Genomic DNA, 22872 nt, shown 5'->3' on the forward strand with positions numbered 1-22872 from the left:
GTCAGTGCAGTGTGAAGTCGGCAATATGGGCCGGGGCTTTGTCCCGGCCCATGTATTTCTGGCGCAGGCGTTCGGCGTAGCCATTGGTCTCCAGCGCATTCAGCGCCGCTTGCAGGCGCCTGACCGTCTCCTCCGGCGTTTGCCGGTTCAGCGCATACCAGTATTGGCTATCACCATCCAGCAGGGCTACCGCCTGCACCAGGTGTGCATCCTGCCCGGACTGTTGCAGTTGCCAGGCCATCGCCCAGTCCAGCATGGCGACCAGGTCGACACGTCCCAGCAGCAGCTTGCCCAGATTCACCGCATCGCTACGGCCGCTGTCCTGTTCTTCACCAATACGCAAACCCAGCTCCAGCAGCCGCTTTTGCGTGGCGGATTCGAACAGGGTGCTGGTACGCAGCTGTTTCAGTTGCTCGATATTGCGCAGCTGGATGTCCTTGCGCCGTGTCAGCCGGTACAGATAGATACGGCGCGGGCTGATGGGGCCTACCCAGCGGAACAGGTTTTCCCGCTCGGGGGTGCGCACCGTGCTGAACAGCAGGCTGCCGGGTGTCGATTGTGTCATGGCATAGCCGCGAGCCCAGGGCAGCAGCTGCAGGGTGAGCGGGATGGCGGCCTTGTCGGCCATGGCCTGCAATAACTCGCTGGAAAAACCGCTCACCTTGTCATGCTGCAGGAAGTTCAGCGGTGGTAATTCCTCGGTATAGGCGATTAGCGGGCTGGCGCTGGCCGGATTGCACCACAGCAGCACAAACAGCAATAGCAGGCGTGGGTACATGGGCAGTCTAAAGAGTCGTTTAACAGAATTTAACCCTGCTTTAACAGGCGGGGAAGCAATGGCCAGGCAATGAATAAGCCACGCTCATTCAAGCAGCTTGCGGCGACAAGCGTGTGACAGCCCCGGCTGCGCGCCCAGCTGGTGTAAAATGGCGCCTCCCATCAAGCCTTGAAGAAACGCCTGCCATGAGTGAGCTGTTAGCCGGACTGAACAACGAACAACTGCGTGCCGTCACCTGGCCTGCCAAGAGTGCGCTGGTGCTGGCCGGAGCCGGCAGTGGCAAAACCCGGGTACTGACTACCCGCATCGCCTGGCTGATTGCCACCGGGCAGGTGAATCCGGCGGGCGTGCTGGCGGTGACCTTCACCAACAAGGCCGCGCGCGAAATGCACACCCGCCTGGGTGCCATGGTGCCGGTGAATGTGCGCACCATGTGGATTGGCACCTTCCATGGCCTGTGCAATCGCTTTCTGCGCGCGCATTACCGCGATGCCGGCCTGCCGCAGACTTTCCAGATTCTCGACTCGGCCGACCAGCAGGCTGCCATCAAGCGCCTGCTGAAAAGCATGGAGCTGTCGGACGAAAAATACCCGCCGCGCGCCGTACAGAGCTTTATCAATGGCAGCAAGGAAGCCGGTGTACGTGCCGAGCGCCTGCCGCCGCCGCTGACGCCGTATGAGGCCAAGCTGCACGAGCTGTATGCCGCTTACGACGCGCAGTGCCGTCGCGAAGGCGTGGTGGATTTTGCCGAGCTGCTGTTGCGCAGCTACGAGCTGTTGTTGGCCAATGCCGCCTTGCGCGCCCATTACCAGGGTCGCTTCCGCCATATCCTGGTGGATGAATTCCAGGATACCAACCGCCTGCAGTACGCCTGGCTCAAGCTCTTGTCCGGCGAGCACAACGTGCTGTTTGCCGTGGGCGATGACGACCAGTCCATCTATGCCTTCCGTGGCGCGGAAGTCGGTAATATGCGTGCGCTGCTGTCCGACTTCCAGGTGGCCGAGCCGGTACGGCTGGAGCAGAACTACCGCTCGGTCGGCACCATCCTGACTGCCGCCAATGCGCTGATCGAACGCAATGACGGCCGGCTGGGCAAGAACCTGTGGACCGATGCCGGCGAGGGCGAGCAGATCCGCCTGTACGAAGCCTATTCCGATGGTGACGAAGCCCAGTTCATCATCGACGAGGTAAAGAGCCTGCAGCGCGAAGGCATGAATCTGTCCGACATGGCCATTCTCTACCGCTCCAATGCCCAGTCGCGGGTGCTGGAGCATGTGCTGGTGAATGCCCAGCTGGCCTACCGCATCTATGGCGGCCTGCGCTTTTTCGAGCGGCTGGAAGTCAAGCACGCGCTGGCCTATTTGCGCCTGGTCAGCAATCCGGACGACGACAACGCCCTGCTGCGCGTCATCAATGTACCGGCCCGTGGCATCGGTGCGCGTACCGTGGAAAACCTGCAAGCGGTCAGCCGTGAGCAGGGCGTTACCTTGTGGCAAGCCTGCTGCGCTGCCGGCGGTGGCCGTACCGCGGCCAAGCTGGGCGAGTTCGTGCTGCTGATCGAAGCCCTGCGTGCCAAGGCCGAGGGCATGACGCTGGCGGAAACCGTCAGCCTGATCATCGATCACTCCGGCCTGCGCGCCATGTACGAGCAGGACAAGAAAGAGGGCGAGGAGCGGCTGGCCAACCTGGACGAGCTGATCAATGCTGCCGCTGGCTTCTTCCCCGATGCCGCCGAGCAGGCCATTGTCGAATTCCTCAGTGCCGCCAGCCTGGAGGCCGGCGAGCATCAGGCCGAAGCCGGCGAGGATGCGCTGCAACTGATGACCGTGCATGCGGCCAAGGGCCTGGAGTTCGACGCCGTGTTTGTCTCCGGGCTGGAAGAAGGCCTGTTCCCGCACGAAAACAGCATGAACGACAGCAAGGGCCTGGAAGAGGAGCGTCGGCTGATGTATGTGGCGGTCACCCGCGCCCGCAAGCGTCTGTACCTGAGCTGCGCCCAGAGCCGCATGCTGCATGGCCAGAGCCGCTATCCGGTCCGCTCGCGCTTTGTCGAGGAAATTCCGGCCGAACTGGTACGCGTGCTGTCTGCTACAGTGAAACCTGTGCCGCAAAACACTCATCGCCGCGCCCCCTGGCTGGACGAAGTGGCCGCACCGGCGGTACCCAGCGCCCAGCTGCAGGGTTTTCGCATCGGCCAGAGCGTAGGCCATGCCAAATTCGGTTCCGGCGTGGTGATCAATGCCGAGGGTAGCGGCAGTGATCTGCGGCTGCAGATCAATTTTGCCGAGCACGGGCTGAAGTGGCTGGATTTGCGTTACGCCAAGCTGACCGCCGAATAATGACATTCCATCCGGGTTGGCCGATGATGACGCCATGAGTGACAAGCTACCTTCCACCAGCTACCAGAGCCTGACCGCAGGGCAGGGTGGTGCCGAGCCTGCCCGCAAGTCCTACGAGGACCCGTACGCCAGCCGCCTGTTCCTGATCATCGACAGCCTGCCGGAAATGCAGCGCGCGCTGGCCATGACCCTGGCCTCGTTTGGTGCCGACAAGGTCGAATACGCCAGCAAGGCCGGTGATGCGCTGGCCAAGATGGCCAAGTTCGAGTTCGACGTGGTGCTGTGCGATTACGACCTGGGCAATGGTTACGATGGCCTTTACCTGTTTGAAGAGGTGAAGGAACGCAACCTGATCAAGCAGTCCTGCGTGTTCATGATCGTCACCGGCGAGCGCCGCTCGCAGCGGGTGATTTCTGCCGCCGAACTGGCCCCGGACGACTATCTGCTCAAGCCCTTCACCGGCGAAGTACTCAGCCAGCGCCTGGAAAAAGCCATGCGCCGGCGCGAGGCTTTCCGCGTGGTGGACGAAGCCATCATGCGCCACGAGTACCTGGCCGCCATCGATGCCTGTAGCCGCAAGATCAGCCAGCGCGGCGAGTTCACCCTCGACTTCATGAAACTCAAAGGCTCGCTGGCACAAAAAATCGGCGACTTCGACACCGCGCGCACCCTGTATATGGAAGTGCTGCGCCTCAAGCCGCTGGCCTGGGCCAAACTGGGGCTGGCCAAGTCGCTGACCGGCTTGAAGTCCTATGACGAGGCGCGCCTGCTGTTCGAAGAAGTACTCACCGACAACGAAAGGGTGATGGAAGCCTACGACTGGCTGGCCAAGCTGCATCGCCTGCATCACAACCTGCCCGGTGCGCAAAGCACGCTGGAAAAGGCTACCAATCTGTCGCCGGTGGTGTTGCGCCGGCAAAAGCAGCTGGCCGAAGTGGCCATGCTGAACAAGGACCTGGAAACCGCCGAAGCCGCCAGCGAAGAAACCCTCAATATCGCCAAGTACACCTGGCATCGCAGCCCCACCCATTACGCCATGCTGGCACGGGTGCAGATGGCGCGCGGCGAAACCGGTACGGCCGCCCGTACCCTGGGCAATCTGCGCCGTGACTACCGCTACAACGAAGCTGGCGAATGGATGTGCACCGTCATCGACAGCCAGTTGCAAGGCAAGCTGGGTAATCGCGAAAAAGCGCGCACGCTGCTGGCCGAGGCCGAAACCGGCTACCAGAAGCTGAGTGAAAACCTGCCGGCCGATGCGCAAATGGAATTCGCCCGCGCCTGTTTTGCCCAGGGCAAGCAGGACAGTGGCAATGCCGCCATGCGCGATCTGGTGCGCAACAACCACGACAACGAAGAGCTGCTGTCGTCCATTGGCGGCCTGTTCGATGAAATGGGGCTGGGTGAAATGGGCCGCCAGCTGATTGCCGAAAATGTGCAGTCAGTGTTGGAACTGAATAACCAGGCGGTGCGTGAGGCCCAGGCCGGCCGCTTCGACCAGGCCATCGAGCGCTTCGTCAAGGCACACGAGGAAATGCCGCACAATGTGCAGGTGATGCTCAACCTGGCCAATGCCACCATGGCCTATGTGCATGGCCATGGCTGGCATGAAAGCCATATGCGTCGTGCCTACGACATGCTGGTGCAGGTGCGCACGCTGGCCCCGGCCAACAACAAGTTTCAGAAAATCCTCCGTGCCTGGCGGCAACTGGTGGAAAAACTGGGCAAACCGCAATGGGTACTGTAGAGCGGCTGCGGGTACTGGTGGTGGATGACGAGCCGCTGGCGCGCGAACGCATGGTGGCGCTGGTGGCGCAGTGCGGTGCCAGCGCCGTGGCCGCGCTGGGTGACGCCGTGGCCGCCAGCGACTGGCTGGAGCGACATGCCGCCGATGTGCTGCTGCTGGACATCTCCATGCCCGGCATCAATGGCGTGGAGCTGGCGCGCCGTCTGCGCCAGCGCCCGCTATCGCCGCAACTGATCTTCACCACCGCTCACGAACACTATGCGGTCGATGCCTTCGAACTGGATGCGGCCGACTACCTGCTCAAGCCGGTCAGGCTGGAGCGCTTGCGCCAGGCGCTGGACAAGGCCGCACGCCGCCGTGGTGGCACGCCTGCCATCGAAGCCCACTTCAGCGTGCGCCATCGCGACCGCCTGCTCAACATCCCCTTCAGCGCGGTGCGCTATCTCAAGGCCGAGCAGAAATACGTCAGTCTGGTCACTGCCGACGGAGAATACCTGCTGGATGATTCGCTGGTGGCGCTGGAACAGCGGCTGGGCGATAGCGTATTGCGCATCCACCGCAATTGCCTGGTGATGCGCCATGCGCTGCAGGAACTGCTGCGCATCGGCAATGCCGACGAAGAACTCTGGGCAGTCCGCTTGTGCGGCATCGCCCAGCCACTGGCGGTCAGCCGCCGCCAGCTGCCGGCGATTCGCGCCAGCCTGCGCCAAATAAGCAGCTAGTTAAGCAGCTAGTTTAGACAGCTGCCGCGATCCCTTGCCATTGGCGGCAATTTAGGTTAAGTGAAATTACTTAGCAGGGCCGTTTGCAGCAGTTTGCTCCGCTCAGGCCGCAGTGCCTTCGATAGAATCACTGTTTTTCTCCCACCAGCAGCTGCCCATGCGGATCAAACTGGCCACCCTGGCTTGTACCCTGCTCTGGTTCGTGTTGAGCGCCTTGATATCCATGGCCTTCCTCAGCCGGGCGGTGCTGAGCGCCGAGCAGGAATTCGATCTGCTCGCCACGCGCCTGTGCGAGCAGCTGACACAAAAGCTGCAGGTCAACGACACCATACTCGACAGTTATGCGGCCTTTGCCATGCTGGATCATCAGCATGAAGCGCAGGAGCAGATCTTTGCCCGACAGATGACCGAACGTTACCCGCAGCTGGTGTCGCTCGAGCGCATCCGCCGGGTCACCCAGCAGCAATTGCCGGCCTGGAGCACGCAGATGGCCGAGCGCTGGGGCAGTGATTTTCGCTTGCATGCCTATGCCGCCGGCAATCTGGCTGCTCTTTATCCCTTGCCGGCTTACCCGGACTACTACCCGATCGAGTCCATCCAGCCGCTGACCCGGGCGGTACGCCCACTGCTGGGGGCGGACATCGCACGCGATCCGCAACTGCAACAAGCCTTGCAGCAAGCGCTACGTAGTGGTCGCACCACCATGTCGGCCCCGTTTCAACTGCGCGAAGGCTATCGCGGCCATGTGCTGCTGCAGCCGCTGAACGATAATGTCCTGCTATTGCAAGGCCGCCAGCCGGAACAGTTTGTCGCGCTGGTCTTGCGTTCCGATTACCTGCGTCCGGCCGACACCACGCTGCCGGCAGGCATGAAGCTGAGCATCCGCCAGCGTGGTCAGCCGCCGGCGGCTGTCTATGTCGATATCCCCGGCCAGCAGCACGGCTGGCTGGGTACGCTGGGCTTTCCGCGGCTGCAACTGGAGCGGACCCTGGGCAGCGAAGCACAGACGCTGACCTTGCGGCTGGACTGGCAGCTGGGCTGGTTCCTGCTCAGCGGTTTCGAGCAGAGCGTGATTTTCTGCCAGTCCCTGCTGTTGCTGCTGCTACTGGCGCTTGGTCTGCGCTTTTACTGCGGCCTGCTGTCCAAGCAGCAGCGGCGGGAAAACCACCTGTTCTATCTGGCCAATCACGACCGGCTGACCGGTCTGGCCAATCGCAACCTGTTTTACGACCGGCTGCAACATGCCATTTCGCGGCTGAACCGCAATGGCAAGCGGCTGGCCGTGCTGTTCCTGGACATGGACCGTTTCAAACCGGTCAATGACAGCCATGGCCACGCTACCGGTGACAAGGTATTGCAGCTGATTGCCGCGCGCATCCTCGCCATCATGCGCAGTGAGGACACCGTGGCCCGGCTGGGCGGGGACGAATTCGTGCTGCTGATGGAAGATGTCGAGTCCAATCGTGAGGCCGACCGGGTGCTGGAGCGACTCAAGCATGCCATCCAGCAGCCCTACGAGGTGGATGGCCACAGCATCCAGCTCGGGGTGAGCATAGGCATTGCCTACTATCCCGAGGACGGCATGCTGATCGAGGAATTGCTGGATGTGGCCGACCGCAAGATGTACGGCGACAAGCAGCCGGAGATCGACCGCAGCTGAGGCGTGCTGTGGTGTTTGTGCCGCCGTGCCGGCAAATATCCGGCAATACCATGGCCTCTGCCCGGCGTATCGATTAAAATCCGCCGATCAACGACAGGGGAAAACCATGTACCAGTCCGACTTCACCAAATTCATGAGCGAATTTCTGGACAAGAATCCGGAAGTAGACCAGCAGCGTCGCGAGCTGCGCCTTACCCTGTGGGACCGCAAGGTGAGCCTGGACGATCAGCGCCGCTGGAAGGAATCGAGCGTGCCGCAAAAGCCCTACGTCTACCAGCCCGAATAAGCAGCTTTCGGCCCGGCCTTGCCGGGTCCACCCTGAACGCCCCCTGCTGCCAGCCCCGCTCACGGCCTCCGTGTCGGACTGGCAACCCGAGTGGGCGTTTTGTCATTTTGCCGAGAACACCCATGACCAGTCGTACCGTGCCGCTGGACGGCCCACTGCATGATTACCTGATGGCCATTGGCCTGACCGAGCATCCGGTGATGCGCGAACTGCGCGAGTTTACCGCCGGCCACCGCATGGCCAAGATGCAGATCGCCCCGGAACAGGGGCAGTTCATGGGCTGGCTGGTGCAGCTGCTGGGCGTGCGCCGCTACCTGGAAATCGGTGTATTCACCGGTTACAGCACGCTGGCTGCCATGCTGGCCATGCCGGCCGATGGCGAGGCAGTGGCCTGTGATGTCAGCGAGGAGTTCACTGCCATCGCGCGCGAATACTGGCGCAAGGCCGGGGTGGAGTCGCGCATCCGGCTGGTATTGCAGCCGGCGCTGCTGACGCTGCAGCAGCTGCTGGCCGAAGGCCGTGCCGGCCAGTTCGACCTGGTATTCATCGATGCCGACAAGCCGTCCTACCAGGACTACTACGAGACTTGTCTGCAGCTGGTGCGCCCCGGAGGTGTCATCGCCATCGACAACATCTTCCTGTCCGGCCGTGTGGTGTCGCCACGGCCGCAAGACCCGCCCGGTGTGCAGCTGATGCACGATTTCAATGCCCGGCTGCAGCAGGATGCGCGCATCCGCCACTGCGTGCTGCCGATAGGTGACGGCCTGACGCTGTGCACCCGGCTTTAACCCGCGCCCGCTACGGCTGGCCGCGAACTTTCCCGGCAGGCCCCGGGTCAGACCCCTTTTTTGTTAAGCAAGATGTTTGTCATCCGGCCCATTCGGGTGCGGTGCTATGATGGCAAACTGAACTTTTGTCCGGACCCCCATGCTGAATCGCCGCCCCCGCCGCCAAATGAACCAGATGAACGTGGTGCCCTACATCGACGTCATGCTGGTGTTGCTGGTCATCTTCATGGTGACTGCGCCCATGTTCACGCCTGGGGTGATCCAGGTACCCAGCGTATCGCAGGCCGCCGCGCTGGATCAGCCACCGCTGGAGGTGGTGCTGGATGCGGGCGGCAAGCTGGAAATCAAGGAAGGCGACAAGGTGACCGCGGTGGAATCGCGTAGCACGCTGGCCGCACAGGTGGCCGCCATGCTGGCCGGTGCCGACCGCCCGGTCGCCATTTCTGCCGACAAAGACCTCAAGTATTCCGAAGTAGTGGCGGTGGCCGACGACCTGCACAAGGCCGGCATCAAGCGTGTGGCCCTCACCGTCAAGCAGCAGAATCGTCAGTAAGGCATGAAGCGCTCCGACTCCTCCCTCTCCGGCTCATTGCTGGCCTCGCTGCTGTTCCACGCCATGGTGGGCGGCCTGCTGCTATGGGCCGGTCTGAACAGCCAGCAGCCAGTCAAGGAAGTACCGCTGGCACTGGAGTTGTGGAGTAGTGCACCGCCGCCGCCACCCGCCGTGACCGAGCCGGCAGCCATTGTCAAACCCGTGCCGGCCACCCCGGTAGTCACGCCGCCCGCCCCGCCGCCGGAACCGCCGGCCGAGGTCAATCTGGGTGCGAAGAAAAAGCCGGAGCCCAAGCCGCAGCATCTGGTCAAACCGCCGGTGGAACCGGAGAAAAAGCCCGAGCCAGTGCATAAGCTGCCGCCGGAAAAGCCCAAGCCGGAACCAGTGAAGAAAGTGGAAGCGCCGAAAAAGCCGGAGCCGCTGAAAAAGCAGGATAAGCCAGCAGAGAAAGCGGTGAGCAAGCCGGCCACGCCAGCTGTGGCCGACAAGAAAACGGCCAAGACCCCGCCGCCAGCCGTACCGGGCAAGGGCAGCAAGCAGGCCAAGAGCTACAACAATGAGGCTGACGATCTGTTGTCCTCGCTGGATAGCCCCAATACCAGCCACAAGGCCAATGCCCGCAGCACGCAGGCGGGCAGCGCCAATGGCATGGCCGGTGGATCGGTCAATGGCTCGGCCGCAGCCAAGGGCGCGTGGATAGACAAGGTCAAGGCCAAGATCACTCCGCTGGTGCAGATTCCCCCCGATCTGAGTGGCAATCCCAAGGTGGTGGTGCTGGTCACCCTGTTGCCGACGCTGGAAGTGAGCAAGGTGCAGGTGATCGGGCCCAGCAACAGCAGTGCTTACAATGAGGCGGTCCAGCGCGCCATCCGGGAGGCGGGCACCTTCCCCAGCCTGCCGGCCGGGGCCAACTTCAACGATGGTTATCGCCAGTTCAAGATGGAATTCCGCCCCCGCTGATCGCCGGGGGCAGGCAATGGCCGAAGAATCACAGGTTTTTCACGAAATTTCGTCTCTAGAGGGAACTCATGCCGCGCATTCGCACTCTGTTTAAGGCATTGCTAATGTTTGCCTTGCTGGTCAGTACCGGCGCCCGCGCTGAAATGACCATCGAAATCGTTGGCGGCGGTGCCAGCAAGCACGCCATTGCCGTGGTGCCGTTCAAGGATGAGGGCAGTCGTGTGCGCGAAGCGCTCACGCCCATCATTCGCAACGACCTGGAGTTGTCCGGTGTGTTCCGCATGGTGGATGGCTCGACTATCGCCAATGTGCCAGTGGAGCCGGCGGATGTCCGCTACCCGCTGTGGCAGGCTGCCGGCGCGCAGTCCATCGCCATCGGCAAGGTTGAGCCAGTGGCCGGTGGCCAGGTGAAGATCAGTTTCCGCTTGCTGGATGTGGCACAGAAAAAGCAGCTGACTTCCGGTGAGTTCACCGTGACGCCAGACCGTGGCCGTGAAGTGGCGCACACCATTGCCGACATGATTTACGAGGCCATTACCGGGCAGAAGGGCATTTTCAATACCCGGGTGGTGTATGTGCTGAAAAACGGCCGCAACTATATGTTGCAGGTGGGGCTGATCACCGATGTGGACAGCAATCGGGCGCAAACCATTCTGCGCTCGAAAGAACCCATCATCTCGCCCAGCTGGAGTCCGGATGGCCGTTATCTGGCTTATGTGTCGTTTGAAAGCAAGAAGCCGGTGGTGTGGGTACAGGATCTGGCCACCGGCCAGCGCCGGGCCGTGGCCAATTTCAAGGGCAGCAATTCCGCCCCGGCCTGGAGCCCGGATGGCAGCAAGCTGGCGGTAGTGCTGACCACGACGGGCAACTCGCAGATTTATCTGGTGAACACGCTGGGCGGTGCGCCGCGCCGCCTCAGCTATAGCGATGCGATTGATACCGAGCCGGCGTTCACCCCGGATGGCAGCCAGATCTACTTTGTCTCCGACCGTACTGGCGGGCCACAAATTTATCGCATGGCTGTCAGCGGCGGAGCCGCCCAGCGCGTTACTTGGCAAGGTAGCTATAACGTTTCGCCGCGTGTTTCACCGGATGGCCGCACGCTGACCTTTATCCGGCGCGAGGCAGGCCGTTTCCGGGTGATGGCGCAGGATCTGGCCAGCGGCGATGTGCGTGCGCTGTCGGACAATGGCTATAACGAACGCCCCAGTTTCGCCCCCAATGGCCGCATGGTGCTGTATGCCAGCGATGCCGGCGGCAAGAGCGTGTTGTACGCCACCACGCTGGATGGCAGCAGCAAGGTGAAACTGGCAGTAATCAATGGCGAAGTGCAGGACCCGTCATGGGGCCCTTTCAACAATCCGCAATGATGTAGTGCATTCAAATCCAAGGAGTGAAGGCATGAACTGGAAGCAACTCGTACTCGGCACCGCCACGGTCACCCTGCTGGCCGCTTGCGCCAGCACCAAACCGGCCCCGGTGGCACCGGCAAGCAATAATGGCGCTGCCAGCAGCAGCCAGACCACGGCCCCGGTGGATACCGGCAGCAGCGACATGAAGTCGGTGCAGGGTGATCCGCTGCACGATCCGAACAGCCCGCTGGCCAAGCGCAGCGTGTATTTCGATTTTGACTCCTCCACCGTGAAGAGCAGCGACAAGCCCACCGTGGAAGCCCATGCCGGCTATCTGAAAGATCACGCCGATCGCAAGGTCATCATCCAGGGCAATACCGATGCCCGTGGCAGCCGCGAATACAACCTGGGCCTGGGTCAGCGCCGTGCCGAGGGCGTGAAGCGCTCGCTGGAAGTGCTGGGCGTGAAGGAAAGCCAGGTGGAAGCAGTCAGCCTGGGTAAGGAAAAGCCGAAGGCAACCGGCAATACCGAAGCTGACTTTGCCGAAAACCGCCGCGCCGACATTCTGTACAACGGCGAGTAACACCGGCGACACGGGCGGCCAGTTGGGCGGCCCGCTGCCGGCACGCATGCAACAGGCCGAACATCAGTCCATGGACATCCGCGGACTGCTATGATGTTCGGCCAACCTGTATTCAACGGACCGAGAACTGCCCCATGAAACGGCTTGCCCTCAGCGCGGCGCTGCTGCTCACCCTGTCAGCCTGCGCCACCACCAGCGACATCGAAGCAACCCGCAACCAGATCGATCAGGTCAATCGCCAGGCCAGCGCCAGATTGTCCGAAGTGGAAAGCAAGCTGTCCAATGAGAAGCTGCTGGAAATGGTCAATCAGGTAGACAGCCTCAAGGCCGAAGTCGCCAAGCTGCGCGGCGAGGTGGAAGTGGCCAATTACAATCTGCAAACCACGCAGAAGCGACAGAACGATCTGTATAACGATCTGGATGGCCGCCTGAGCCATCTGGAGAGTGCCGGCAAGGAAGCCGCGGCCCAGCAGACCGCCAGCCAGCCCGCCAGCACGAGCGCCGCCGCTGCCGATACCCAGACCAGCCCGGATTACGACAAGGCGCTGAACCTGCTGCGCGCCCGCGATTTCCCCAAGGCCACCGCCGCGCTCAGCCTGTACGTGCAACAGAACCCGAATACGCCACAAGCGGTCGATGCCTTGTACTGGCTGGGCGTGGCGCATACCGCGCAGCGCCAGTACGATGCCGCCATCGAGATCCATCGCCGCTTTGCCGAGCAGTTCCCCGACAATCCCAAGGCCCCGGATGCGCTGCGCAATGTGGCCAACTGCCAGCGTGACCTGGGACAGGCCGACAGTGCCAAGACCACGCTCAAGCGGCTGATCAAGCTGTACCCTGCCAGCTCCGCCGCGCAGAAGGCGCGCGAGCAACTCACCAAAATGTAAGCCTTTGCCACCCGGCCCCGTCTTGTGCGGGTCGGGTAGGCAGTACCTGCCCATGATGCTACCCGCCCCTCTGGAACTGGCCGGCTTCGGCCTGCTGGCCACCGCCTTGCTGCTGCAAAGCCTCAGTCTGCCGCGCTCGTCCGTGCTGGCCGGTGTCGCCGCCATTGTCCTGGCCGTCTGCAGCGGTTTGCTGCAGCCCTTGGGCTTGCTGGCGGTACTGCTGGCCGGTGGGCTCAGCTATGCGGTTTACCGGCGCCCCCGCGCCGAACTGCAGGTACTGTGGATTGCCCTGCTGCTGGCACTGGCCCTGCATGCCTTGCCCGGCTTTGACAATCCCTTGCTGTGGCAGGGCAGGGCGACACCCAATAGCGAGGTGTACCGGCTGTTCTGGAGTTTCGACAAGGGTGTGGCCGGCTGGCTGCTGCTACTGGGCTTGCACGGTGCGCCACACCATGGCCGGGCCTGGGGCAGTACCGTGGCGGCGGTAGGGGGGCTGTTGCTGGTATTGGTGCTGGCACTGGCGCAGGAAAGCGGCATGATCGCCTACGCGCCCAAGCTGCCGGCCTGGTTGCTGCCCTGGCTCTTTGCCAATTTCTTTCTTACTGCCCTGCCGGAAGAAGCGCTGTTCCGCCACGGCCTGCAGCGCTGGCTGGAAAACCGGGTGGAACCCTTGCCCGCGCTGATTGCCGCCTCGCTGTTGTTTGGCGCAGCCCACCTTGCCGGCGGCTGGGGCTGGGTGGGGCTGGCCACGCTGGCCGGCCTGGGCTATGGCCTGATCTACGCCGCTACCCGCCAGGTGGCGTTGGCGGCTTTGGCGCATCTGGCTTTCAATACCGCTCATCTGTTGTTGTTCACCTATCCACGGCCGGGCTGAGGGGTGGGTGGCAAATCAGCACAGTGCGATAAATGTCTTGATATCAAAATAAAAAACCATTCCGGCCCACCCCCGCTCTCAGGTAAAATCACTTCTTTATTCCTCCCTGAGCTGCACCGCCATGATTGAAGTCGGCATCGTGATGGGTAGCAACAGCGACTGGGAAGTCATGCAGAACGCCGCCCGCGTACTGAAGGACTTCGGCGTTGCTTTTGAAACCCGCGTCGTCTCCGCCCACCGTACCCCGGACCTGCTGTTCAACTACGCCGAAACCGCTGCCGCGCGCGGTCTGAAAGCCATCATCGCCGGAGCCGGCGGTGCGGCCCACCTGCCGGGCATGCTGGCAGCCAAGACCCACCTGCCGGTGCTGGGCGTGCCGGTGCCGTCCAAATACCTGCGTGGCGAGGATTCGCTGCTGTCCATCGTGCAAATGCCCAAGGGCATCCCGGTGGCCACTTTCGCCATTGGTGAAGCCGGTGCGGCCAATGCCGCACTGTTTGCCGTGGCCATGCTGGCCAATGCCGTGCCGGAGCTGGCGGAAAAGCTGATTGCCTTCCGCAAGCGCCAGGAAGAAACCGTGCTGGCGATGTCGCTGCCGGAGGTCGAGTAAATGGCTGCCATCCTGCCGCCATCCATGCTGGGCATCCTCGGTGGTGGCCAGCTGGGCCGCATGTTCGCCGTGGCTGCCAAGACCATGGGCTACCGGGTGACAGTGCTGGACCCGGATGCCAACGCACCGGCCGCCCAGTTTGCCGATGTACACCTGTGCGCGCCCTTCAATGATGCTGCGGCACTCAAGACCCTGGCGCAGACCTGTGCCGCCGTCACCACTGAATTCGAAAACGTCAATGCCGACGCCATGCGCGAACTGGCCCGTACCACGCGCGTGTCGCCCTCGGGCGACTGTGTGGCCATCGCCCAGGACCGTATCGTCGAAAAATCGTGGATCAACAAGGCTGGTCTGCCGACTGCGCCTTATCTGGCCATCGAAAGCGTCGAAGACATCCAGGTCGAGCTGTCGCCCTATCTGCCCGGCATCCTGAAAACCGCCCGTCTGGGTTACGACGGCAAGGGTCAGGTACGGGTCAGCACCGCCGAAGAAGCCCGCGCAGCCTATGCCAATCTGGGCGGTCAGGCCTGTGTGCTGGAAAAGATGCTGGACCTGAAGCTGGAAGTATCGGCCATTGTCACCCGTGTCAGCAGTGCGCAGATGGCGGTGTTTCCGGTAGCGGAAAACAGCCACGAAAACGGCATTCTGGACGTGTCCATCGTACCGGCGCGCATTGCCCCGGCGCTGGCGGCATCGGCCCAGCAGATGGCGCAAAGCCTGGCCGAAGCGCTGGACTATGTGGGCGTGCTGGCCGTGGAGTTCTTCGTGCTGGCCGACGACAGCCTGGTGGTGAATGAAATCGCCCCGCGCCCGCACAACTCCGGCCACTACACCCTGACTGCCTGCCTGACCGACCAGTTCCAGCAGCAAGTGCGCGCCATGTGCGGCCTGCTGCCGGGCCGCACCGACCTGCTCAGCCCGGTGGTGATGGTGAACCTGCTGGGTGATGTATGGAAGGAAGACGGCCGCGAACCCAACTGGGACGTGCTGGCCGAAGCCCCCAACGCCCAGTTGCACCTGTATGGCAAGAAACAGGCACGGCCGGGCCGCAAGATGGGCCACTTCAACGTGATGGCCGCCACTGCCGACGAGGCGCTGGAACAGGCCGAAGCGCTGAAAGATACGCTGTAAGCAGCAACCGGCACTGTTGGCATGGCTGCCAGCGGTGCCGCCAAGTTTTCAATATCGCCGATGGCCCCACGATGGCCTGATGGCCCAGCTCGCAAGCAAGGACGTGTCATGACCGGACTTAACACCACCAATCTGAAAAGCCTGAAGAAAATCTACTCCGGCAAGGTACGCGATCTGTACGAGATCGACGACAAGCGCATGCTGATGATCGCCACCGATCGCCTGTCGGCCTTTGACGTGATCCTGGACGACCCGATCCCGGCCAAGGGCCAGATCCTTACCGCCATTTCCAACTTCTGGTTTGAAACCCTGAAGGACGTGGTGCCCAACCACCTGACCGGTGACAAGCCGGAAGACATGGTATCGGCTGAAGATCTGCCGCAAGTGCTTGGCCGTGCCGTGGTGGCCAAGCGCCTGAAGGCGGTGCCGATCGAAGCCGTGGTGCGTGGCTATCTGGCCGGCTCCGGCTGGAAGGAATACCAGAAGTCCGGCACCGTGTGCGGCATCGCGCTGCCGGCCGGCCTGCAGGAATCCAGCCAGTTGCCCGAGCCCATCTTCACCCCGTCCACCAAGGCGGCGGTGGGCGACCACGACGAAAACATCAGCTACGAACAGTGCGTGGAGATCGTTGGTGCCGAACTGGCGGCCAAGGTCAGTGCCACCGCCATCCTGCTGTACAAGACTGCTGCCGAATTCGCCGCCAAGCGCGGCATCATCATCTGCGATACCAAGTTTGAGTTTGGTCTGGATGAAGATGGCACCCTGGTGCTGATGGACGAAGCGCTGACCCCGGACTCCAGCCGCTTCTGGCCGGCCGACAGCTATGCCGCCGGCAGCAATCCGCCGTCTTTCGACAAGCAGTTCGTGCGTGACTGGCTGGAAGCTTCCGGCTGGAACAAGCAGGCCCCGGCCCCGGCCGTGCCGCTGGACGTGCGCGAAAAGACCGCTGCCAAGTATCGCGAAGCACTGGAACGCCTGACCGGCAACTAAGCGGGCTTTCGTTGTAGCCCAGCGCAAACGCCCGGCCCGTCCGGGCGTTGTTGCGTCCGGCATGCTGCTTGAGTCACTCATGGCCTGCGCTTACACTCACAGACCATCCTCCCTATGCCAGACGCCGCCATGACCACCATCCAGCCAGTCCTTGCCACGCCCCGCCTGCAGCTGCTGCCCGCGCACATCGGCCTGGCGCGCGCCATGCTGGATTATCAGGTGCGTAACCGCCAGCACTTTGCCGCCTGGGACCCCAAGCCCGGCGACATGTTCTTTACCGAGCTGTACTGGACCATGCAGCTGCGTCAGCAGGCAATCAGCTGGGAGCAGGGTCGTGGTGCACGCTTTTTGCTCACCCAGCCGCAGCAGCCGCAGCAGATCGTCGGCACGGTCAGCCTCAGCAATATCGTGCGCGGGGTGTTTCAGGCGGCCCACCTGGGCTATGGCATCGACCACACCCTGCAAGGCCAGGGACTGATGCAAGAAGCCGTGGCAGAAGTCATCCGCTTTGCCTTTAGCGACTTGCGCCTGCACCGGCTGCAGGCCAATTACCAGCCGGCCAATGCCCGCAGCGCCGCATTGTTGCAGCGACTGGGCTTTGTCGAAGAAGGGCTGGCGCGTGATTACCTGTATATCAACGGCCAGTGGCGCGACCATGTGCTGACTTCGCTCACCCATGCCGGTTTCGATCCGCAACAGATGCTGGCCTGAAACGGCGTGGCGATTGCCAGCCACGACAAAATCATGTTTTCTGCTCAGTGATGCTGCCAGCGGGGCGTGGCGGCGGTGTCGTTCCCATACTCAATGCAGTCTGGTACCCGGCTTTTGTATAGCGGCAAGCCAGACGCCTTATTTCTGCGAGGAAAACATGGAGCATTTCGATCTGCTGGCGGCCGATGGCCACCGCATTCATGGCTGCCGCTGGTTGCCGCCTACCGGGCAGGCGCTGCGCGCCGTGTTGCTGATCGCTCACGGCATGAGCGAATATGCCGCCCGCTATCAGCCGGTGGCACAGCTACTGGCGGCGCAAGGCATTGCGGTCTACGCCCATGACCATCGCGGCCATGGCCCGCATGCCGCCCATCAGGGCTGGTTTGCCGCCGAACATGGCTGGGACAAGGTGGTGGATGATGTGGAATGCGTGCGTCAGCATGCGGTAGCCCAACATCCGGGCCTGCCCGTGCTGCTGTTCGGTCACAGCATGGGTTCCTTTATCGCCCGCAGTTATTTCCTGCAGTACGGCGACCAACTATCGGGCTTGCTGCTGTCCGCCACCGGCTATCGCCAGCGTCCGCTGGCCCGTGTGCTGCGCGCCGTGGCACGGCTGGCTGGACGGCTGGGCGGCATGAATGCCCCCAGCCGTTTCATGGCCAGGCTGGTGTTTGGCAGCTTCAATCTGGCTTTTATTCCCGCCCGCACCAGCATGGACTGGCTGTCACGTGATCGCGCGCAGGTGGATGCCTATATTGCCGATCCGCTATGCGGCTTTGATCCCACTCCCGGCCTATGGGTTGATCTGTTTGGCGGCATCATCGCGCTGGAGCAGGGCGAGGCCGCAGCGGCAGGGCGCTTGCCACGGCATTGCCCGGTGTATCTGCTGGCCGGTAGCCGCGATCCGGTCAGCCATGGCCGGCTGGCGCTGGGCCAGCTGGAAATCCGCTACCGCGATGCCGGGCTGATCGATATCCACAGCCATGTCTATGCGGGTGGGCGTCACGAAATGCTCAACGAGAGCAATCGGGCCGAGGTATTGCAGGACATGCAGACCTGGCTGGACCGGGTGATCAAGCGTTAGCGCATCAGGCTCAGACGGGGTGGGCGACATGCCACAGCCAGGCGATCCAGCCGCCCCAGGCCAGCCAGTGTGCCAGCACGATCAGCCAGAATGCTAGCTGATAGCTACCCTTGCTGGATTTGTGCTGCAGCCAGTATTGGCCCAGCACGCCACCCGGCCAGCCACCCAGCAGCTCCAGCCAGTGCAATAGCTTTTCCGGCGTGCGGCGGCCATGGTGAATAGCCTGGCGCTTGTCCCAAGCGTACACGGCAAAAGTCAGCACACTCATGCCGAGGTAAAGCAGCAGTGGCCAGAACAGACTGTGGGTGAGCGCAAAGCTGCCGGCAGCCAGCAAGGGCGGCAGGGCAAGCAGATTGGCGAGCGGGCGGGGCAGGGGCATGGTTTATCCGGCAGAAAAACCACAGTGTAAGCAGCCTGGCTGCCCCGGCCAAGCCTGAGCGACCGCGCCAGTGACACGCTGCGGGCAGCCATGGCCTGATTGCCTGCGTTGACAACTTACTTACTAGTAAGTATTGTCGAGCGACAATAATCCATGTCATGCCGGCAAGCGACCGGCGACTGAACCACAATCAGGGTGAGCGCCTGCTCGCCACGTCGACGAGGACGAAACATGACTGCTTATCCGCATTTGCTCTCCCCGCTGGATCTGGGTTTTACCACGCTGAAAAACCGCGTGTTGATGGGTTCCATGCACACCGGGCTGGAAGAAGCGCCCGGTGGCTTCGACAAGATGGCGGCCTTTTATGCCGAACGCGCCCGTGGCGGCGTCGGCCTGATCGTCACCGGCGGCGTGGGGCCGAATGTGGAAGGCTGTGTGGCCGAGGGTGCGTCCATGCTGGCCGATGAGCAGCATGTGCCGGATCACCGCAAGGTGACCGCTGCCGTGCATGCGGCCGGTGGCAAGATTGCGCTGCAGATCCTGCATTCTGGTCGTTACAGCTTTCAGGAAAAATGCGTGTCGGCCTCGCCACTGATTGCGCCCATCAATTTCTACCGCCCGCGTGAGCTGTCCGATGCCGACGTGTGGCAGACCATTGCCGACTTTGCCCGTTGCGCCAGACTGGCCCAGCAGGCCGGCTATGACGGCGTGGAGGTGATGGGCTCGGAAGGCTATCTGATCAACCAGTTCATCGCCCGCGCCACCAACAAGCGTACCGATGACTGGGGCGGCAGCTTTGCCAACCGCATCCGTTTTGCCATTGAAACGGTCAAGGCGGTACGTGCGGCGGTGGGCAGCGATTTCATCATCATCTACCGCCTGTCGATGCTGGACCTGGTGCAGGATGGCAGCAGCTGGGACGAGGTGGTGCAGCTGGCGCAGGAAATCGAGCGCGCCGGTGCCACCATCATCAATACCGGCATCGGCTGGCACGAAGCCCGCGTTCCCACCATTGCCACCATGGTGCCGCGTGGCGGCTTTGCCTGGGTGACCAAAAAGCTGATGGGCAAGGTGAACATTCCGCTGATCACCACCAACCGCATCAATACTCCGGATGTGGCTGAAGATATCCTCGCCAGTGGCTGTGCCGACATGGTGTCGATGGCGCGTCCCTTCCTGGCCGACCCGGACTTCGTCAACAAGGCCGCCGCCGGCAAGGCTGACAGCATCAATACCTGTATTGGCTGTAATCAGGCCTGTCTGGACCACATCTTCCAGGGCAAGCTCACCAGCTGCCTGGTGAATCCGCGTGCCTGCCGTGAAACCGAACTCAACTACACCCCGGCAGCTCGGGCCAAGAAACTGGCGGTGGTGGGAGCTGGCCCGGCCGGGCTGGCGTTTGCCACCATTGCCGCCGAGCGTGGCCATCAGGTGACGCTATTCGATTCTGCCAGCGAGATCGGCGGCCAGTTCAATGTGGCGAAGACGATTCCCGGCAAGGAAGAGTTTGTCGAAACCCTGCGCTACTTTGCCAACCGCATCGCGGCTACCGGTGTCACGCTGCGGCTGAACACCCGTGCCGATGCCGCCATGCTCAAGGATTTTGACGAAGTGGTACTGGCGACCGGCATTGCGCCGCGCCTGCCGCAGATCGACGGCATCGATCATCCCAAGGTGCTGAATTACCTGGATGTGCTCAAACATGGCAAGCCGGTGGGCCAGAAGGTGGCCATCATCGGTGCCGGTGGCATTGGTTTTGATACCGCCGAATTCCTCACCCATGAGGGCAAGTCCACCTCGCTGGACGTAGCCGCCTTCATGCGTGAATGGGGGGTGGACATGAGCGTGGAACAGCCTGGCGGCCTCAGCCCGCAAGGCCCGCAGCCGCATGCCAGCCCGCGTGAGGTGTATCTGTTGCAGCGCAAGCAAAGCAAGGTGGGGGATGGCCTGGGCAAGACCACCGGCTGGATTCATCGCGCCAGCCTGCAGATGAAAAAGGTAAAGATGCTGTCTGGCGTCAGCTATCAGAAGATCGACGATGCCGGCCTGCACGTACTCATCAAGGATGAAGCACAGGTGTTGCCGGTGGATAACGTCATCATCTGTGCCGGGCAGGACCCGCTGCGTGAATTGCAGCAGCCCTTGCTGGATGCCGGCAAGACGGTGCACCTGATTGGCGGGGCGGATGTGGCGGCCGAACTGGATGCCAAGCGCGCCATCAATCAGGGCGCTACGCTGGCGGCAGCCATCTGATCAGGCTGTGCTCCGGCCCTCATCATGAAAAATCCCCGTAGCGTGCTGCGGGGATTTTTCTTGCTGCGCAGTGGTGAGCCTAGAGAAAGTGGCGCAGCGTGTCTTCCAGATTCTTTTCGTTCAGCCGTCCCAGCAGGCTGCCCACCTGTTTGCCGTTGCGGTCCAGGATGATGCTGTAGGGCAGGGCACCGGCCGGGTTGCCCAGCGAGCGCAGCAGGCTCAGGGTATCGCTGTCGCCCAGCAGAATGGGATAGCCGATTTTCAGCTGGCGGGCAAAATTGTAGGTTTCCGCCTTATTGTCCAGCGCAATGCCCACCACCTCCACCCCTTTGGGCGCCAGACGATCACGCAGGTTATTGAGCATGGGCATTTCTTCGCGGCAGGGGCCGCACCAGGTGGCCCAGAAATTCACCAGCACCACCTTGCCCTGGTAGGCGCGTAACGAGACCGAGCTGCCGGCCTGGTCGGTGAAGCGGGTTTGCGCCAGCGTGGGCGCGGCCAGCGCGCTCAGTGGCAGCAGGCAGAACAGGGCGGCCAGCAGGCTGGCGCGCAGGGTAATCGGGCTCATGTGGCCTCCATCATGATGAGTGGCAAGTGGTCAGGGGAAATTTCACCCGGATGGTTTTGGAGCAGCGGCCTGTGGTCAAGTTTCATGCCTGGCCGGCAAAATGCGCTCTGCTACTCCAGTGCTGCGGACTTGGTACGCCGGCAAGGCTTTGGCGTGGCAACGATACGCGCTTCATCCATTATGGCCGATGCGTCTAAGCCAGGTTGGCCGGGGTCGCATTATGCCAAACAGGATGAGCTGAAGCATTCCTTCATCCTGCAGGCTTGAATTCCCTGGCGGCAACCCCCACCATAGATCAATTCGCAGCAAGTCATCCACCGTCTAGGGGAACCCATGACCGTCCCACATCTGTCCACTGCACTGACCGGCCCCCTGCTGGAACTGGAAAGTCGCATTCTTACCGCCCAGCCCCACATCGAGCACTGGTTCCGCAGTCAGTGGCATAACCACGCCGCACCGTTTTACGGCTCGGTCGACTTGCGCAACAGCGGTTTCAAGCTGGCCCCGGTGGACATGAATTTGTTCCCTGGCGGACACAACAATCTCAACCCTGACTTCCTGCCCTTGTCCATCCAGGCGGCGCAGGCTGCGGTGGAAAAAGTCTGTCCGGAAGCGCGCAGTATTTTGCTGATTCCGGAAAACCACACCCGCAATACCTTTTATCTGCAAAATGTGGCCACGCTGGTACACATTTTCGAGCAGGCCGGCCTCAAGGTACGGCTGGGTACGCTGAACCCGGAAATCACCGAAATCACCGAGCTGACCAGCGCCGGCGGCGACATCGTCAAGCTGGAGCCCATCCTGCGCCAGGGCAACCGCCTGAAGCTGGCTGATGGTTTCAACCCCTGCGTGGTGCTGCTCAACAACGACCTGTCCGGCGGCATCCCCGACATCCTGAAGGATCTGGAGCAAAACCTGCTGCCGCCGCTGCACGCCGGCTGGGCGGTACGGCGCAAGAGCAATCACTTCACCGCCTACGACCAGGTGGCCGAGCAGTTCTCGCAGCTGATTTCCATCGATCCGTGGATGATCAATCCCTACTTCGTCAACTGTAGCGGGCTGGATTTCCACGCCCGGCAGGGCGAGGACGCGCTGGCTGAGTCCGTGGCCAGCACGCTGGACAAGATCGCCGCCAAATACCGCGAATACGGCATCAAGAACGACCCCTTCGTCATCGTCAAGGCCGATGCCGGCACCTATGGCATGGGCGTGATGAGCGTGAAGAGCCCGGAAGAAGTCATCGGCCTCAATCGCAAGGCGCGCAACAAGATGTCGGTGGTGAAAGAAGGGCTGGAAGTTTCCGAAGTCATCGTGCAGGAAGGCGTCTATACCTTTGAAACCGTGGATGACGCCGTGGCCGAACCGGTGGTGTACATGATGGACCGCTTTGTCACCGGTGGTTTCTACCGCGTGCACACCGGCCGTGGCATTGACGAAAACCTCAACGCCCCGGGCATGCAGTTTGTGCCGCTGTCGTTCGAAACACCTTGCCTGCCGGACAAGCATGGCTCGCCGGACTGTGCGCCCAACCGCTTCTACGCCTACGGCGTGATTGCCCGCCTGGCGCTGCTGGCAGCCGCGCTGGAGCTGGAAAACACCGACCCCGAGCGCGACTGA

The 22872-nt window shown here is 62.2% G+C and carries 22 protein-coding genes; 19 read left to right on the top strand and 3 right to left on the bottom strand.

Going from position 1 to position 22872, the window contains the following annotated elements; translation table 11 throughout:
* Nucleotide 1: 1 nt before the first annotated feature.
* The gene (locus tag EAY64_RS01615) at nt 2–778 is read right to left on the bottom strand and encodes a substrate-binding periplasmic protein (RefSeq protein ID WP_103523030.1); all 777 of its coding nucleotides are present in this window, start codon (nt 776–778) and stop codon (nt 2–4) included.
* Nucleotides 779–963: 185 nt separating this feature from the next.
* Here EAY64_RS01615 and EAY64_RS01620 point away from each other — a divergent pair, with 185 nt between their 5' ends.
* The 17 genes from EAY64_RS01620 to EAY64_RS01700 all read left to right on the top strand — a co-directional run bounded on the left by EAY64_RS01620 (nt 964) and on the right by EAY64_RS01700 (nt 18055).
* On the top strand, nt 964–3117 hold the full coding sequence (locus tag EAY64_RS01620; protein WP_103523031.1) for a UvrD-helicase domain-containing protein: 2154 nt from the start codon (nt 964–966) through the stop codon (nt 3115–3117).
* A gap of 34 nt (nt 3118–3151) precedes the next feature.
* Nucleotides 3152–4864: a tetratricopeptide repeat-containing response regulator gene (locus tag EAY64_RS01625; RefSeq protein ID WP_103523085.1), complete on the top strand. Its 1713-nt coding sequence runs from the start codon at nt 3152–3154 to the stop codon at nt 4862–4864.
* Nucleotides 4852–5586 carry a LytR/AlgR family response regulator transcription factor gene (locus EAY64_RS01630; RefSeq protein ID WP_103523032.1) on the top strand — a complete coding sequence of 245 codons (735 nt, stop codon included), beginning with the start codon at nt 4852–4854 and terminating at the stop codon, nt 5584–5586. The genes EAY64_RS01625 and EAY64_RS01630 overlap by 13 nt, the downstream gene beginning before the upstream one ends.
* A gap of 157 nt (nt 5587–5743) precedes the next feature.
* Entirely contained in the window at nt 5744–7246 is a 1503-nt protein-coding gene (locus EAY64_RS01635; RefSeq protein WP_103523033.1) for a sensor domain-containing diguanylate cyclase, read from the top strand.
* Between the two features lie 106 nt (nt 7247–7352).
* The gene (locus EAY64_RS01640) at nt 7353–7532 is read left to right on the top strand and encodes a DUF3460 family protein (RefSeq protein WP_103523034.1); all 180 of its coding nucleotides are present in this window, start codon (nt 7353–7355) and stop codon (nt 7530–7532) included.
* Nucleotides 7533–7654: 122 nt separating this feature from the next.
* The gene (locus tag EAY64_RS01645; RefSeq protein ID WP_103523035.1) at nt 7655–8320 is read left to right on the top strand and encodes a class I SAM-dependent methyltransferase; all 666 of its coding nucleotides are present in this window, start codon (nt 7655–7657) and stop codon (nt 8318–8320) included.
* Between the two features lie 139 nt (nt 8321–8459).
* A complete protein-coding gene (locus EAY64_RS01650) occupies nt 8460–8873 on the top strand; it encodes a biopolymer transporter ExbD (RefSeq protein WP_103523036.1) in 414 nt (137 codons plus the stop codon).
* A gap of 3 nt (nt 8874–8876) precedes the next feature.
* Nucleotides 8877–9833, top strand: coding sequence for an energy transducer TonB (locus tag EAY64_RS01655; RefSeq protein ID WP_103523037.1), 957 nt, complete (start codon nt 8877–8879; stop codon nt 9831–9833).
* Between the two features lie 104 nt (nt 9834–9937).
* Nucleotides 9938–11203, top strand: a complete 1266-nt coding sequence (gene tolB / locus EAY64_RS01660; protein WP_226034225.1) for a Tol-Pal system beta propeller repeat protein TolB — start codon at nt 9938–9940, stop codon at nt 11201–11203.
* A 31-nt stretch (nt 11204–11234) separates the two neighbouring features.
* Nucleotides 11235–11768, top strand: a complete 534-nt coding sequence (pal, locus tag EAY64_RS01665) for a peptidoglycan-associated lipoprotein Pal (protein WP_103523039.1) — start codon at nt 11235–11237, stop codon at nt 11766–11768.
* 134 nt (nt 11769–11902) lie between these two features.
* Nucleotides 11903–12655, top strand: coding sequence for a tol-pal system protein YbgF (ybgF, locus tag EAY64_RS01670; RefSeq protein ID WP_103523040.1), 753 nt, complete (start codon nt 11903–11905; stop codon nt 12653–12655).
* A gap of 52 nt (nt 12656–12707) precedes the next feature.
* Nucleotides 12708–13529, top strand: a complete 822-nt coding sequence (locus EAY64_RS01675; protein ID WP_103523041.1) for a CPBP family intramembrane glutamic endopeptidase — start codon at nt 12708–12710, stop codon at nt 13527–13529.
* Between the two features lie 121 nt (nt 13530–13650).
* On the top strand, nt 13651–14139 hold the full coding sequence (gene purE / locus EAY64_RS01680; protein WP_103523042.1) for a 5-(carboxyamino)imidazole ribonucleotide mutase: 489 nt from the start codon (nt 13651–13653) through the stop codon (nt 14137–14139).
* On the top strand, nt 14140–15270 hold the full coding sequence (locus tag EAY64_RS01685) for a 5-(carboxyamino)imidazole ribonucleotide synthase (protein WP_103523043.1): 1131 nt from the start codon (nt 14140–14142) through the stop codon (nt 15268–15270).
* Nucleotides 15271–15378: 108 nt separating this feature from the next.
* Nucleotides 15379–16260 (top strand): phosphoribosylaminoimidazolesuccinocarboxamide synthase, encoded by an 882-nt coding sequence (locus EAY64_RS01690; RefSeq protein ID WP_103523044.1) that lies wholly within the window; start codon nt 15379–15381, stop codon nt 16258–16260.
* Between the two features lie 129 nt (nt 16261–16389).
* Nucleotides 16390–16971: a GNAT family N-acetyltransferase gene (locus tag EAY64_RS01695; protein ID WP_103523045.1), complete on the top strand. Its 582-nt coding sequence runs from the start codon at nt 16390–16392 to the stop codon at nt 16969–16971.
* Between the two features lie 157 nt (nt 16972–17128).
* Entirely contained in the window at nt 17129–18055 is a 927-nt protein-coding gene (locus EAY64_RS01700) for an alpha/beta hydrolase (RefSeq protein ID WP_103523046.1), read from the top strand.
* Nucleotides 18056–18065: 10 nt separating this feature from the next.
* On the opposite strand, the gene EAY64_RS01705 is transcribed toward EAY64_RS01700, so the two are convergent.
* Complete coding sequence (locus EAY64_RS01705) at nt 18066–18434, bottom strand: DUF1294 domain-containing protein (protein ID WP_103523047.1); 369 nt, start codon at nt 18432–18434, stop codon at nt 18066–18068.
* Nucleotides 18435–18665: 231 nt separating this feature from the next.
* Here EAY64_RS01705 and EAY64_RS01710 point away from each other — a divergent pair, with 231 nt between their 5' ends.
* Complete coding sequence (locus EAY64_RS01710; RefSeq protein WP_103523048.1) at nt 18666–20687, top strand: NADPH-dependent 2,4-dienoyl-CoA reductase; 2022 nt, start codon at nt 18666–18668, stop codon at nt 20685–20687.
* A gap of 79 nt (nt 20688–20766) precedes the next feature.
* Here EAY64_RS01710 and EAY64_RS01715 read toward each other — a convergent pair whose 3' ends face one another.
* Entirely contained in the window at nt 20767–21255 is a 489-nt protein-coding gene (locus EAY64_RS01715) for a TlpA family protein disulfide reductase (RefSeq protein WP_103523049.1), read from the bottom strand.
* Between the two features lie 333 nt (nt 21256–21588).
* Between EAY64_RS01715 and gshA the strand changes: the two genes are divergently transcribed.
* A complete protein-coding gene (gene gshA, locus EAY64_RS01720) occupies nt 21589–22872 on the top strand; it encodes a glutamate--cysteine ligase (RefSeq protein ID WP_103523050.1) in 1284 nt (427 codons plus the stop codon).

This window comes from Aquitalea palustris, from assembly GCF_003693445.1.
GTDB classification, from domain to species: domain Bacteria; phylum Pseudomonadota; class Gammaproteobacteria; order Burkholderiales; family Chromobacteriaceae; genus Aquitalea; species Aquitalea palustris.